Source organism: Nocardia sp. NPDC052566, from assembly GCF_044547285.1.
Lineage (GTDB): Bacteria > Actinomycetota > Actinomycetes > Mycobacteriales > Mycobacteriaceae > Nocardia.
Map to the genome: position 1 here is coordinate 12,525 of NZ_JBIUAF010000010.1, position 13,866 is coordinate 26,390.

Consider the following 13,866-nt stretch of genomic DNA (forward strand, 5'->3'; position numbering starts at 1 on the left):
CGTAAGGCAGCGCGGGGGTTCCGCGCGGCGGGTGTGCCCGATCGGGCGCACCCAGCACACCGGAGGCGAGGTGCTACACAGGCGGACGATCGCGCAGGCACAATGCTACGGCCCCCCGCAGGGCCACTGTGCTGATGTCGCCGAGTCCTTCGTCACTGTCGGTACCGCCCGACCGATAGGCGCGGAAGATCACATCCGGTTCCCCTGCCTGCGCAGCGGATTCGAAGTCGAGCATCGCGCAGTCGACATCGAGAACCACGCGCGCCGACGTGTAGCCGTTGAGGTCACCCAGGTCGTCGGCTTGCCGAGCCCTGGGACGCTGCTCGCGAGGTGATCTCATGTCTTCCTCCCAGCGCGATGCCAGGCTGCGCCATCGATCGATGGCGGCGGAGAATTCCTGCTTCGGGGTTTCCGCCCACCATCCGGCGGCCGCGCGGGCGAGTTGCGCGATGACTCCCGGTGCCGAGACGAGCAGACCGGGGAGCAGGCAGTCCGCCGGATCCCGGCGGCTCAGCATGGCGCGGCCGCCCAGAACCGCCGTGCAGCTGCCGATTCCGTGGTCCGCGATGACGATACGGCTGATCGTTTCGGCGGGCCGGTCGTTGTACCGCAGCGATCGCACGGAACCGTGCGCGGTCTGTGCCGCGATGCGCGTCAGCTGAGCGAGTCCGTCTTCGCCGCCGGCGCCCCAGAGGATATCGATGTGGACGTCTCGCTCCAGTGCGGCTCGCAGCACCGGCTCCCAGGCCTGCACGCCCGGCGAATCGATCTCCGGGGTCATGATGAGCACGGAGGTCGCGGCGTGCTCGATGGCTCGGTGTGCGGCCGCCAGGAAGTCGTCCACGCTGTGGAGCGGGGATGTGCTGTCCGGTGGCAGTGCGATATGGGTGTTCCGCGCGCTCGGTTTGGCGCTGGGCCGACCAGGAACCAGCTGTGCGAGCTCCTCGTTCGAGAATTCACGCACCTCCTCGAGCCGCAGCTCGGCCTCCCGCAGCAGTGGGCCGGACAGCAGCGGCTCCCAGGATCTGGGCAGGCCTGTCACATTGCGTGAGGGAAGGTCGACCGCGACCGGCACGAATTCGTTGGCCTTGGTCCGCATCCGCGGCTCGGCCACCCAGCGGATCCATTCGCCCTGCCGATGCGGCAACAGCCCTTGAGCCTGTCCGATGGACAGGCTGTTGCGCGGGTTACGCACGGTGACCTGTGAACGTTTCAGCTCGATCGGACTCATCGCGGACCTGAGGTCCCGGAGCGTGCGCACGTTGAGTCTGGCTTGCGACTCGCGTTCCAGCAGTCCGCACACGCGCTCCATGTACAGGCTCGTATGCGCCTCACGGACGACGGTGCTGTGCGGTCTGCCGCCCTCGCGGAGGGTCTGCTTCCCCTGCTCGGTGACAACCAGCCCGACGCCGAGATCCATTGCCGCCCAACCGGCGCGGACCAAGGTGACGGCGCTCTCGATAAGGAGGCGATCGTGCACCTGGAACGTGTCACGCAGCTGGGCCAGCGTGACCGGCTGGTCGGCTTCGGCGATCAAGCGGCAGACGAGTTCCTCGAGCCGCGAATACGGTCGCCCGATCCCGACCTCGTACGTGACATGGAAACGGCTGACCGGAACGAGCAGAATCACCGCGCGCCCCTATGCCGGTTGCCGAGGACTTCCCTGACCGTCGGTTCCCGATATTCGGACAGGTCGGCAGGCAGTCGCAGCATGCGCCCCTCACCCTCCCACGTGTCGAGGGTGGTCAGCACCTTCTTCCAATGCCAGAGTTCTTTCTGCTGCTGATCCACCTCGATCAACCCGGTTTCCTTCGTGTTCAGCTCGATCAGCTCTGTTTGCTTCTGGAAGAACTCCCATGAGCCGACAAGGACGAGCAGTCGTTCGGCTCGGGACAGCAGGACATTCAGGCGGGGCGCTTCTTGGAGGAACCCCATCCCCTCGCTGCGCTGATGTCCTGGCGCCTGGTTGTTCCGGACAAGGCTGACGGCGATGATGTCCGACTGGTCGCCTTGGAACGAGTCGACAGTGAAAGCCCCGAAACGGGGTTGCCCGCCGCCCTGCCTGGTGCGCTCGGCGAACCGCACACCGGACGGCAGCCGGCAGGACGGCAGATTGCGCATCAAGTAGCCGACCTGCTGACTGTAGGGCGAGAGTACGGTCAGCTTGAGGTCGGCGCGCTCGGCGGCGGACGTCTCGACTTCCAACCTCTCGATGAAGCGGAACAGCGCGTGTGCTTCGGCCGGGTTGATATATCGAGGTACCTGCTTGCCTCCGGTGGGTGCGCCCCACTCACCCGCGAGCTCGCCCGCGGCACACCACGGGGTATCGATCCACACGATGGCCTTTCCCGCGATTCCCGCGGGTGCCACGAACGGGTGCTCCAGCTCACCGCGACGCCCTGGCCTCGGCTGCGTCTTCTCGGAGTTTCCCAGCTTGCCGTCGTAATACGCCTCCGAGATCAATGTGCCGATGTCCGAGTGCATCCGATGCTGTACGGCGAGCATGCCCGCCATGGCGGCGTCCTGCTTGGTGGTGCCGGTCAGCACCGCCTCGTTCTCGCCGCGGCCGCCGTGCGCGTAGGCGCAGTTGTTGAAGATCGTCTCGAAGACCTTGAGCCATTCCCGGGAGTACTCGATGAACTCGTCGCGCTCGGTCTTGTCCCATTCCCGCCACATCCGCACGAACTCGCGGTCCAGCAGGCGTGCTGCGCTGTCGGGGAGGCAATCCAGCGCATCGACGACCCGATCCAGGTTGTCGACGGCGACGACGTACTCCTTGCGCCGGTACGGCGGCAGCTGCTTCTGGTCGCCGATCAGGAGCCATCGGTGACCCGCCTGCAGGGGGAGCGCCAGGTCGAATCCATGGACCTTCCCGGATTCCTCGACGATGGACCAGTCGAAGCTCAACTCCGACGAGAGTCCTTCCAGCTCACCGGCGCTGGTTGTGCAGAAGGTGAGGTTGGCGCCGCGCTTGACGAGTTGACGGAAGTCGGGGAGTAACGCCCCGGGCTCGGGTGCGGCCAATTCGCTCAGCATCTCGGTGCAGGCGGTCAGCCAATCGTTCTGGACGACACTGCGTTCCGCCATGTCCTGCAGGCGACCGGCCGCCCGGCGCAGTGTCTCGCCGACGACCTCGTCCACCGAGCCCTCCTGTTCGGCGGGTCCTTCCGCCGACCTGCGTCCCAACCGCACCGCCAGCGGTTTGCGCTCCTCGGGCACATCGCCGAACGCCTCCTTCTTCACCTTCGCCCACAGCACATCGACGGCGCCGTGCGCCTGAGCGGTGATGAGGATCTGCGCGACCGGATCCTCGCCGAGGATCTGCCGTAGCAGCCAGGCCACCATGGTGGTTTTGCCTGTCCCCGGCGGCCCCTGGAGCGCGTAGATGGGGCGTGCGCGGAGGATATCCCGGATGACGGACCGTTTGGATTCGTCGAGCTTCTTCGGATCCAGGGCGACGGGCGGCTCCACATCGCCGGTGTCCATGAAGACCTCGCCCGGGTTGGCGAGGCTGCGCAACAGGTACGTGTGGCTGGGCAGGCGATCGATGGCCTCCTTGCGTCGTTTGATCAGCTTGATCTGCCCCTCCATACCGTTGCTGCGCAGGATTCCGTGGTCGTCCACCCGCGTCGTCGATGCCGCCACGTGCTGCCGCGTCAGCTTGGCCCACTTCTGGGCCACGTCGACCTGGGTGATGTCCCAGGTGGTGGCGACCTCCTTCGGGGGCGAGCTCAACGAATCCTGGCCGAGGCTGGTCAGGATGACCGATCCGGCGTCGGTCTTCGAGGAGTTCTCGCGCTCGCGCTGGAGGAATTCGACCAGCCCTCCGTCCACTCGGAAGAAGGGGAGCACCTCTCGTTCCCGCTCCAGCTCCACGATGCTGATCTCTTCCTCGCCGCTTTCGGTGATGTTGCGGCTGGTGATGCGGTAGGCGAAGAGTTCGGCGTCGCGGAGCAGGAGCTCGATCTGGTTGGTGACCCGGACGAACGCGCAGAACCGCTCGAGCGCGGCCCGCTGCTTGGCCGTCTTGTCCACCTTGGGCAGGCGGCGCTCCCAACTGGATGCGTTCTGCAGCAAGGTGGGTTCGGTGCGTTTCAGGTTCTGCAGGATGTTCAGCACCGTGACGCTGCCCGGTGGGAACACCGATACGGCGTCGTCGGTCGTCCCACGCAGTTCGCCGACGCCGAGCACGCGGGCATGTTTCCAGGTGGCCACCGTCTCGTTCGCGCCCAGGTCTCGATCTCGATACTGGCCGATACGAAGCTGCAGGCTGTCGCCGAGGAGCATGAAGAACGGCTGGTTGCGGACCGGGTACAGGCGCGCGCCCTGACCGTTCAGATCTTGCTGTATGAACTGGCACAGGGCGGCGGCATGCCTGGCGTCGCGCGGGTTGAACATTTCGGTAGGGCCAAGATCGAGTTTCCTGCGCAACCCCGCCGCCATCGCGGAGTCGGTCACCTGCGCGTTTTTCGGGTCGATCATCAGCAGGTAGCTGTCGTCCCATTCCTTGGGTGTCGACGATCGGCCGAGCCGGCTGACGATATCTTCGATTCGTACCGCGATGTCTTCATATCGCGTTATTCGATCCAATGGGGATTTCGCCACCAGGCGCAGCAAAAAGTCCCGCTCCAGATCCGTGAGCAGATCTCTTGATTTATCGATTTTGCCCAGTATCTGTTTATAGCGCGCTCGCAGTGTCGGTGAGTTGTTGTCGAGATGCTCGATCGACAACAGGCAACGCGCCGCGATGATGCCGAATCCGAACCAGTCGCCGTCCGGGCCGAAGACCGGATGTGGTCCGCCCATGGACTCGGGCGGCGTGCCCCAGTGCGCCGACATCGGGCGCGCGGAGCCGGAGCCGACGCGCATACTCCACTCGAACCCGCCGAGTCGCAGCGAGTCGGCGCCCTGCGCGGGATCGAGGAACACGCTCTCCGCCGAGACGCCGGTATGCAGTACCTGCTGTTCGTGCAGCAGGTTGAGGCCGTCGGCGAGTCCGCTCAGTCCGATCCACAGGTCGCGCCGCGACTCGACGTTCTCGTTGGTCAGCCAGGGGTGCGCACTGCGATTGTCGGCGAGCTCGGTGGCGAGGCAGGAATATCCAGGCGCCTCGAGCGCCATCACCAGGGTTCCTTTTTCCTGGTCGACCCCGGCCTCCCGGAGAACCAGCAGGGATCGCTCGGCGCCCGGCGAGCTGCATGCCCGATACAGGGTGCGCAGCTCGGCGTCCCACAATGCTCGATTCATATCGGAGACATCGGGATTGTCTTTGCTGTGCGGCCAGATCTTCAGCAGGTATTCCTGATGGTATTCGCCGAGTGCCAGCCAATTTTCCGAGTCGCCGAAGCTGTTTCGCTCGCTGTGTCTGCCGCGGAATATTCTTTCGACGAGTTCGTATCGGCTTTGCAGAACCCGGGTGCCCTTGCTGAGATTCACGCCAACCCTCACGCCACTGGGGTACATCGATGTGCGGATGTACGAGGGTAGCGGAACTCGGCCTCGCGATGTGGGCGAATGAGTTTGTCTACTTGCGGGTAGAGAATACTGGGCGGTTGAGATTTCGAATTCGATCAACAGCAAATGCCGGTGTCCGGCAAACTCGGGACGAAAATCGGGCCGCCGAGCTGATGCTCAGCGGCCCGATCATCGAACGGTCGAACTCACTCAGTCCAGGTAGTCCCGGAGCACCTGGGAGCGGCTGGGGTGGCGCAGCTTGCTCATGGTCTTCGACTCGATCTGCCGGATGCGCTCACGGGTGACCCCGTACACCTGGCCGATCTCGTCGAGGGTGCGCGGCTGGCCGTCGGTGAGGCCGAAGCGCAGCCGGACCACGCCCGCCTCGCGCTCGGACAGCGTCTCCAGCACCGACTGCAGCTGATCCTGCAGCAGTGTGAAGCTCACCGCGTCCACCGCGACAACGGCTTCGCTGTCCTCGATGAAATCGCCGAGCTGGCTGTCGCCCTCGTCGCCGATGGTCTGGTCCAGCGAGATGGGTTCACGCGCGTACTGCTGGATCTCCAGCACCTTCTCCGGCGTGATGTCCATTTCCTTGGCCAGCTCCTCCGGCGTGGGCTCGCGGCCCAGGTCCTGGAGCAGCTCGCGCTGGATGCGGCCGAGCTTGTTGATGACCTCGACCATGTGCACCGGGATGCGGATGGTGCGGGCCTGGTCGGCCATGGCGCGGGTGATGGCCTGCCGGATCCACCAGGTGGCGTACGTGGAGAACTTGTAGCCCTTGGTGTAGTCGAACTTCTCCACCGCGCGGATCAGACCCAGGTTGCCCTCCTGGATCAGGTCGAGGAACGCCATGCCGCGGCCGGTGTAGCGCTTGGCCAGCGAGACGACCAGTCGCAGGTTGGCCTCGAGCAGATGGTTCTTGGCGCGGTTGCCGTCGCGGACGATCCAGTTGTAGTCGCGGCGCATCGCCACCGGCAGCTTCTCGCCCTGCTCGGTGAACTCGCGCACCTTCTCCGCCGCGTAGAGGCCGGCCTCGATCCGCTTGGCGAGTTCGACCTCCTCCTCGGCGTTGAGCAGCGCGACCTTGCCGATCTGCTTGAGGTAGGCGCGCACCGAGTCGGCGGACGCGGTGAGCTCGGCATCCTTGCGCGCCTGACGCAGCGCCTCGGATTCCTCCTCGTCCCAGACGAAGTCGCCGGAGGCCTTGTCGGCGGCCGACGGCTCGTCGGCCTCACCCTCGGCCTCCGGAGTCTCTTCCTCGGCGGCATCCTCGACCAGATCCTCGGCGTCCTCGGTGAGGTCGTCGGCGTCGACCTCGAGATCGTCGAGATCTTCCAGTTCGAGGTTGTCGTCCTCGAGGCCCTCGTCGACGCCGGGCTCGCCGTCGGGTCCGGCCTTCTTGGCGGCGGCCTTCTTGGCAGGCGCCTTCTTGGCAGCGGCCTTCTTGGCCGGAGCCGCCTTCTTGGCAGCGGCGGCCTTCTTGGCCGGAGCCTTCTTCGCGGCAGCCTTCCGGACCGGCCGTGCTTCGGTTACTTCTGCGGAGTCGGCATCGGCCGATTCGGCGGTCTGACGGGTATTCGTGGCTACCACGTACGCCCTTTCGTGACGGTCTCGTGCGGCGTCACGCCAGAGTGGTCTTCCGGCGGAGCGGTCTGTCGGGTTTCGCCGGCGGAGCGCCGACTTGGTTTCTCCGGCTTGCCGCCGGGCACGTTCCATTGTAACGATCCAACCAGGGTACCTAGCCCACGATGCCCAGGATGACTCGGCGCGCGAAGCGGTTCGGTCATGGTGTAATACCCGCGTCGATGGCCATGGCGGCGCCGACGATGCCCGCGGTGTTCTTCAAATGCGCCGGAATCACCTGAGTTCGGTTGCTGAGCAACGGGATCCACTGATCCGCGTCCCGGCTGATGCCGCCGCCCGCGACGAATACCGTCGGCCAGAACAGATTCTCCAGGCCGATGAGCACGGTGCTCACTTCGGCGGCCCACTGCGCGTAGCTGAGCCCGTCGCGGTCCTTGACCGACGCGGCAGCGCGGTGCTCGGTCTCCATGCCGCCGATCTCGAGGTGGCCGAGTTCGGAGTTGGGCACCAGCGTGCCCTGGTACAGCAGCGCGGAGCCGATACCGGTGCCGAAGGTGAGCAGCAGCACCAGTCCGCCGAAATCCTTTGCCGCGCCGTAGCGGTCCTCGGCCAGGCCCGCGGCGTCGGCGTCGTTGAGCACCGTCACCTCGCGACCGTCCAGCGCCGTGCTGAACAGTGCGCGCGCGTCGGTGCCGACCCAGGCCTTGTCGATATTGGCCGCGGTGCGCACGATGCCGCCGAGCACCACCGAGGGCAGCGTGAGGCCGACGGGGCCGTCCCAATTCGCCTGCGCGACCACCTTGGCCACCGTCTCGGCGACGGCCTGCGGTGTCGACGGCTGTGGTGTCGCGATCTTGATGCGCTCGTGCAGCAACTCGCCGGTGGCCAGATCGACCGCGGCGCCTTTGACGCCGCTGCCACCGATATCGATGCCGAATGCGTGCCCCCGAGCGGACATGGCTAACCCCTCGTTCTCTGTACTGGCCGGTGTGAGGAACTGCGCCGCTACACCGGGCCGTCGCGTGCCCCACACATGGCGCTGCGATGGCTGCCCGACGACGGCGTTGTGTCGTGCACGACAAGAGTAATGCGAGATCGATACTGCGCGTTCCGGAGGATCTGTGATGCGATGGTGATCATGCCGGAACCCACTTCACCTGTGTCCGACTTCCTGATTTCCGAGTCACCCGCGCCGCGCGGCGACGAGGCCGAACTGCGCGGGATCGCCGTCGATCTCGCCGAGACGGCCGCCGCGCACGTGCGCGCGCGCCGCCCCGAGGTGTTCGGCCCGCACGGCAGCGTCGACGGCGCTGTACAGGCCAAAGCCCATCCGACCGACCCGGTGACGATCGTCGACACCGAATCCGAACAGCTGATCCGGCGCCTGCTCGCCGAGCAGCGCCCGCACGATCGCATCCTCGGCGAAGAGGGCGGCGGCAGTATCGATGTCGACGACCCCGACACGGTGTACTGGGTCGTCGATCCGATCGATGGCACGGTCAATTTCCTGTACGGGATCCCCGGCTACGCGGTCTCGGTGGCCGCGGTGCGCGGTGGCGTTCCGGTGGCGGGCGCGGTGGTCGACGTGGCACGCGCCGACACCTACAGCGCCGCCGTCGGTCTCGGCGCGCTGCGGGTCGGCGGGGACGGCGCGGTGGAGCGGCTGCGCTGCAATCCGGTCGAGACGGTGTCGATGTCGTTGGTGGCCACCGGATTCGCCTACGGCACGCGCAGGCGCACCAGGCAGGCCGCGCTGATCGCCGAGATCTTGCCGCGGGTGCGCGATATCCGCCGGTTCGGCGCGGCCGCGCTGGATCTGTGCCATGTCGCGTCGGGCCGGGTGGACGCCTACTTCGAGCACGGGCTCAACGCCTGGGATTGGGCGGCGGGCGCGCTGATCGCCGCGGAGGCGGGCGCGGTGCTCACCGTGCCGCCCGCGACCGCGAGCGGCACCGCGGGCGATCTGGTCGTCGCCGCGGCGCCCGGTATCGCCGACGAGCTGAGCGCACTGCTCGAGCGGGTCGGCGCCACCGAGGCCATTCCGGATGCCTGATCGCGGGCGACGATCGCCGACCGCGATACGAGACACCTGATTTCGTTGGTCCATGGGTAACTCACCGGGGACGGGCAAACCTGCCCACGGCGCTACCGTCGGCCGCCAACGGCGATCTCGAGGCACTCAGGTCTGGCCTGAATACTCGGGGAGGCGGAACTGCTAGCAGCGCCCCTGGCGGGCCGCGGCGAGCAGTTTCGGGTCGATGGAGGGTGATCCGCCCGGCGCCGGGTTCTTGAGCGAACGCAGCACCTCCTCGGCGTCGGCGCTCGGGCGAAGCGATTCGCCGAAGACCGCACCGAGCACCAGGTCGACGGTGTCGTCGCCGCGCTGATCCTCGATCAGCTCGGCGCACGGCGCGACCAGCTGCACCGAGGCGGCGGCCGGGCGGCCGTTCACCCCGAAGCGGATCTGGCCGGTGCAGTTCAGATCGCCGTTGACGTATACCGGATCGTTACCATATTGCACCCCTGGCGCGCTCGCGAAGCCGAGATCGCCCAGCGCCGAGGCGATGTGCGTGGCCTGGCCCGCCTTGTTGTTGGCGTTGAGCACCCTGACCTTGGACTGGGCCAGCGGTGTCGGGTCCACATCCTTGAGCCTGGACTGCCCGACCCGCTGTCCCAGCGGCGCGGGCTGCGGCGACTTGGGATCGGTCGCGGGCGTCGGCGAGTTGCACGCCATCGCCGAGTGGCTGGTGTCGTGCGTCAGGAAGGCCTTGAACCACACGATGGCGCAGATCAGCGCCAGCACGGTGATCAATATCAGCCAGGGCTCGGTGCGCCGACGTCGGAAGAGCCGACCGGTCCGGTCGGTTGGGCTACCTTCGGTGATCAGTGAAACCACGGACATACTCTACGAAAATGTCTCGGGCGCGCTGCGCAAGGTCTCGGCGAGTTCCACCGTTGGTGTCGATTACCCCTCAGTTTCGACTCGTCTGTGTTTTGGTTGCGACTTTTGCCGCGTGGTCCGCTATTGTCTGGCGGCCCAGATCGAATCATCGGCGGCGAAATCGGTGATCGGTCGCGGGAACAAGCAGGGCATGTCCTGCGTTTACCGAGCGCAATCAGGAGTGGGTCACTCTGATCCGCCCTGATAGGTGACCGGTACACGTGTGACGTGCACCACCGGCGGGACGGCTGGTTCCGTGCCGATTCCACCAGGAATCGGTGTGGCGCGAGCCGGTCCGGGATATACGGAGTAAGGACGAGGGGAAGACGACATGGCAACCGACTATGACGCACCGAGGCGCACCGAAACCGACGATGTGTCGGAAGATTCGCTGGAGGAGCTGAAGGCTCGTCGCAACGAGGCACAGTCCGCCGTCGTGGATATCGACGAATCCGATACCGCGGAGTCGTTCGAGCTTCCCGGCGCGGATCTGTCCGAAGAAGTGCTGTCTGTTCGGGTGATCCCGAAGCAGGCCGACGAGTTCACTTGTTCCAGCTGCTTCCTGGTGCACCACCGGAGCAGGCTGGCCAGCGAAGCTGGCGGACAGCTCATCTGCATGGACTGCGCCGCCTGAGCGGTCGCAGATCCGAGAGAAATTGTGTCAGCCCGCGCTCGGGAGTCCGAGCGCGGCAAGGACCCGTTCCGGCCTTCTCGTACTGACCAGCCAGTACGGGGTCGGGTCGTCCGGGTCGTCGAGCACGAGCAAGATCATCGACCCGATCCAGGGGCGATGCTGCACGTAAGCGGCGGGGTCGAGCTGGCGACCCAGCGCCGCGCTCTTCGCGGTCGACGGCACGACGGCCGCGCGGGCCACGAAGTTCACCGGCAGGTGCGCACGGTCGACGCGCAGTTCCGCGGTGCCCGAGGAATCGGCGCCGATCTCGACGCGATGGCGGCTCAGCCACAGCAGCACCCAGACCGGGACGGGGAACAGCAGCACGTAGGGCAGCCAGGCACGCAATCCTGGTGCGCCCATATGGATTTCGGCGGCAAGCAACCCGGTGATGGCGAACGCGACCGGCCACCACCACAGCGGCACCCACAGGCGCTCGCGGTAGGCATGCTGGCTCGGTGTTTTCTGGTCCATAGTCACTGCGTTGGGCTGGTCCGACACGACTCAACACTAAGTCACGAAGGTAAACCGCCTACGCGTAGGCTGGTCGGTCGTGAGTGGACTTTCACCGATACCTCTGCTGCGGCTGGATCCCGGCATACCTGTCCCCACACGCGCCCATCACGGAGACGCGGGTGTCGACCTGTGCACCACCGAGGACGTCATCCTGGAGCCGGGAGAGCGCGTGCTCGTCGGCACCGGCGTCGCGGTCGCGCTGCCGGTGGGCACCGTCGGGCTGATCCACCCGCGGTCGGGGCTGGCCGCGAAAACCGGGCTGTCCGTGGTCAACACGCCGGGCACGGTCGATGCGGGCTACCGCGGCGAGATCAAGGTGTGCCTGATCAACCACGATCCGCGTACGCCGATCGAGCTGCGCAGAGGCGACCGGATCGCCCAGCTGCTGGTGCAGCGGGTGGAGTTGGTGGACTTCGTCGAGGTCGATTCGCTCGACGAAACCACAAGGGGTGCGGGCGGTTACGGATCAAGTGGTGGTCACGCGAGTCTGACCGCGCAGAATGAAGGGGTGGGCCGGTCTACCGGCAAGGAGCTGTAATGGGAATGTTCGGTAAGAAGAAGAAGTCGGACCGCGTCGAGGACGACCGGTACGACGAGGCGGGCGACTACGACGACGCCTACGCCGAGGAATACGAGCCGGGCTACGACGACGATCCGCCGACCGACGAGAACCCGATCGTCACGGCGGATTATGCCGCGGGCGATGACGCGCAGCGGTCGGGCCCCTACGACTACGAGGACGTCGCGGAACTGCTGGACGCGGTGCTCGATCAGCGGCTCGATCTCGGCTCGGTGATCCTGCCGGTGCCGCCGGGCGGTCAGCTGCAAGTGGAGATGTCCCCGGACGGCGCGCCGCAGGCGGTGCACCTGGCGACCGAGCACGGCCGCATCACCGTCGCGGCCTACGCGGCGCCGAAATCGCCGGGCCAGTGGCGCACGGTCGCGGCCGATCTGGCCGAATCGCTGCGCGCCGACGGTGCGCGGGTCGCGGTCGAGACCGGTCCGTGGGGCCGGGAACTGCTCGCCGTCACCGAGGGCGCCGATCTGCGCTTCATTGGCGTCGACGGCTACCGCTGGATGGTCCGCCTCGTCGCCGCCGGCCCGTCCGGCGCGGCCGACGACGGTACGGCGCTGGTCAGCGCGGCGCGGGCGATCCTGCGCGAGACCGTGATCCGGCGCGGCACCGATCCGCTGCCGGTGCGCGATCCGCTGCCGGTGGTGCTGCCGCAGGAGCTCGCCGAACAGCTGGCCGCCGCGCATCAGCAGCAGGTGGAGGCGCAGCAGGCGCAGGTGCTCGCCGCCCAGCAAGCGCAGCAGGCGGCCCCGCCGCCGCGTGTACCCGACGGCCCGCGGCGCGGCGCCGACGGCTCGGCCATGCAGCAGCTCGGCCTGAACTGATTCGACGCACCGGCCCCGTCGTCCCGCGTGGACGACGGGGCCGGTGGCGTATCAACGACTCTCGTCGAACGTGCCGAGCCCGCGGTGGCCGAGGATCGCCGGATCGGCGCCGAGTTCATCCAGCGTGATCCGATGCAGTTCGGCACGGGGGAGCAGCGCGGCCCACTCCTCGGCGACCGCGAGCGGATGCACCGGATCGTCGACGGCGGTGACCACGGCCACCGGCGTCGCGATGCCGCGCAGCCGCTCGGCATCCGGCCATTTGTACTCGGCGGCCTCCGCCAGCGCCTGCGGCAGGTGCGGCCACTGCGCCCGCCACGACTGGGTCAGCGCGGCGGCCAGCCAGTCGGGGCTGCCCGCCCGCATCCGCTCGATGACCGGTTCCAGTCCGTCGGCGCGCAGCTGGGCGGCGGTGTAGGCGGCGCTGAGCGCGGCGGGGCATGCGGCCGTATCGGGTCCCGTCCAGGCGGGTAGCGCGGCGACCACACCCGAAACCACCCCGGGATGCTCGGCGGCCCACTCCAGCGCGATGGCCGCGCCGAGCGAGATTCCGGTCACCAGGACCGGTCGGTCGCCCTCGGCCGCGGCGTCGAGTGCGGCCCGGCAGCTGGCAACCACGCAGCGCGGGTCCGGTTCGACCGCGAGGAAATCGAATCCCCGTGCGACACAGGCGGGTTCGAACGCACGCCGGGCGAAGTCGGCGTCGGAACCGGTACCGGGCAACGCGATGATTAACGGCGCGCGCCGCGGGGTATTCGGCACTGTGTGTGGGGAGGCGAACACCGCTCCGAGCGTAGCGGGGGCCGCCGCACCCATCTACAGTGGCGGTGTACGGCCATAAACGGCTGTGCACCCGAAGACCACGACGGCGTGCGACCCGCGCCGTCTTTGCTCTAATGCAGGAGAGCGTGAAATGTCGTCATCGGCTGCCTCAGGTTATTTTCGCCGATTAGGCCGCAGACTGACCGAGGATCTCGATCGGTTGGATGCCGAGGAGCTTGCCGAGACCGCGGAAGCGTCGGGCGCCTGCCGCGCGTCGGAGTGTCGCCGCGGCGACGAGGCCACCATGCTCGGTAGGCTACGCAGCGTCGAGGCATGTCCGAAGGCCGCGGGCGCGAGCGTGCAGGCGGAATTCTTCGACGGCACCGACGCCATCACACTGGTGTGGATCGGCCGCAGGCGCATTCCCGGTATCGAACCCGGGCGGCGCATTCTGGTCCGAGGCCGCGTCGGCGACCGAGACGGCCGCAAGGTCATCTACAACCCCTACTACGAATTGCGCGGGAACAGCTGACGT

The 13,866-nt window shown here is 67.2% G+C and carries 12 protein-coding genes; 5 read left to right on the top strand and 7 right to left on the bottom strand.

The annotated features are described in order from the left end of the window. Window positions 1-73 precede the first annotated feature (73 nt). The 4 genes from ACIG5A_RS42305 to ppgK form a co-directional block, all read right to left on the bottom strand. A complete protein-coding gene (locus tag ACIG5A_RS42305; protein ID WP_397251033.1) occupies window positions 74-1,630 on the bottom strand; it encodes a hypothetical protein in 1,557 nt (518 codons plus the stop codon). Continuing rightward, on the bottom strand, window positions 1,627-5,436 hold the full coding sequence (locus ACIG5A_RS42310) for an AAA domain-containing protein (RefSeq protein WP_397251035.1): 3,810 nt from the start codon (window positions 5,434-5,436) through the stop codon (window positions 1,627-1,629). Before ACIG5A_RS42310 ends, ACIG5A_RS42305 begins: the two co-directional genes overlap by 4 nt. Before the next feature lie 228 nt (window positions 5,437-5,664). After that, complete coding sequence (locus ACIG5A_RS42315) at window positions 5,665-7,173, bottom strand: RNA polymerase sigma factor (RefSeq protein WP_397251037.1); 1,509 nt, start codon at window positions 7,171-7,173, stop codon at window positions 5,665-5,667. A 67-nt stretch (window positions 7,174-7,240) separates the two neighbouring features. Then, window positions 7,241-7,999, bottom strand: a complete 759-nt coding sequence (ppgK, locus tag ACIG5A_RS42320) for a polyphosphate--glucose phosphotransferase (protein ID WP_397251039.1) — start codon at window positions 7,997-7,999, stop codon at window positions 7,241-7,243. Between the two features lie 180 nt (window positions 8,000-8,179). Between ppgK and ACIG5A_RS42325 the strand changes: the two genes are divergently transcribed. Then, on the top strand, window positions 8,180-9,094 hold the full coding sequence (locus ACIG5A_RS42325; protein WP_397251041.1) for an inositol monophosphatase family protein: 915 nt from the start codon (window positions 8,180-8,182) through the stop codon (window positions 9,092-9,094). 162 nt (window positions 9,095-9,256) lie between these two features. Here ACIG5A_RS42325 and cei read toward each other — a convergent pair whose 3' ends face one another. Next, window positions 9,257-9,937, bottom strand: a complete 681-nt coding sequence (cei, locus tag ACIG5A_RS42330; protein WP_397251043.1) for an envelope integrity protein Cei — start codon at window positions 9,935-9,937, stop codon at window positions 9,257-9,259. A gap of 376 nt (window positions 9,938-10,313) precedes the next feature. Here cei and ACIG5A_RS42335 point away from each other — a divergent pair, with 376 nt between their 5' ends. Further along, window positions 10,314-10,616 carry a DUF4193 domain-containing protein gene (locus tag ACIG5A_RS42335; protein ID WP_355036273.1) on the top strand — a complete coding sequence of 101 codons (303 nt, stop codon included), beginning with the start codon at window positions 10,314-10,316 and terminating at the stop codon, window positions 10,614-10,616. Window positions 10,617-10,643: 27 nt separating this feature from the next. On the opposite strand, the gene ACIG5A_RS42340 is transcribed toward ACIG5A_RS42335, so the two are convergent. Next, a complete protein-coding gene (locus ACIG5A_RS42340) occupies window positions 10,644-11,129 on the bottom strand; it encodes a DUF3093 domain-containing protein (protein WP_397251045.1) in 486 nt (161 codons plus the stop codon). Window positions 11,130-11,208: 79 nt separating this feature from the next. Here ACIG5A_RS42340 and dut point away from each other — a divergent pair, with 79 nt between their 5' ends. Both dut and ACIG5A_RS42350 read left to right on the top strand, forming a co-directional pair. Then, window positions 11,209-11,709, top strand: a complete 501-nt coding sequence (dut, locus tag ACIG5A_RS42345; protein WP_397251047.1) for a dUTP diphosphatase — start codon at window positions 11,209-11,211, stop codon at window positions 11,707-11,709. Window positions 11,710-11,714: 5 nt separating this feature from the next. Next, entirely contained in the window at window positions 11,715-12,569 is an 855-nt protein-coding gene (locus ACIG5A_RS42350; protein ID WP_397251542.1) for a DUF3710 domain-containing protein, read from the top strand. Window positions 12,570-12,620: 51 nt separating this feature from the next. On the opposite strand, the gene ACIG5A_RS42355 is transcribed toward ACIG5A_RS42350, so the two are convergent. Continuing rightward, window positions 12,621-13,352 carry an alpha/beta fold hydrolase gene (locus ACIG5A_RS42355; RefSeq protein ID WP_397251049.1) on the bottom strand — a complete coding sequence of 244 codons (732 nt, stop codon included), beginning with the start codon at window positions 13,350-13,352 and terminating at the stop codon, window positions 12,621-12,623. A gap of 130 nt (window positions 13,353-13,482) precedes the next feature. On the opposite strand from ACIG5A_RS42355, the gene ACIG5A_RS42360 reads away from it, so the two are divergent. Next, window positions 13,483-13,863: an OB-fold nucleic acid binding domain-containing protein gene (locus ACIG5A_RS42360; RefSeq protein WP_397251051.1), complete on the top strand. Its 381-nt coding sequence runs from the start codon at window positions 13,483-13,485 to the stop codon at window positions 13,861-13,863. Window positions 13,864-13,866 lie beyond the last annotated feature (3 nt).

Excerpts from the sequence above, each read along its gene's own strand:
- ACIG5A_RS42315 (WP_397251037.1), bottom strand. The coding sequence starts at position 7,173 with ATGGAACGTGCCCGGCGGCAAGCCGGAGAAACCAAGTCGGCGCTCCGC.
- ppgK (WP_397251039.1), bottom strand. The coding sequence starts at position 7,999 with ATGTCCGCTCGGGGGCACGCATTCGGCATCGATATCGGTGGCAGCGGC.
- ACIG5A_RS42325 (WP_397251041.1), top strand. The coding sequence starts at position 8,180 with ATGCCGGAACCCACTTCACCTGTGTCCGACTTCCTGATTTCCGAGTCA.
- ACIG5A_RS42335 (WP_355036273.1), top strand. The coding sequence starts at position 10,314 with ATGGCAACCGACTATGACGCACCGAGGCGCACCGAAACCGACGATGTG.
- ACIG5A_RS42340 (WP_397251045.1), bottom strand. The coding sequence starts at position 11,129 with ATGGACCAGAAAACACCGAGCCAGCATGCCTACCGCGAGCGCCTGTGG.
- ACIG5A_RS42350 (WP_397251542.1), top strand. The coding sequence starts at position 11,715 with ATGTTCGGTAAGAAGAAGAAGTCGGACCGCGTCGAGGACGACCGGTAC.
- ACIG5A_RS42360 (WP_397251051.1), top strand. The coding sequence starts at position 13,483 with ATGTCGTCATCGGCTGCCTCAGGTTATTTTCGCCGATTAGGCCGCAGA.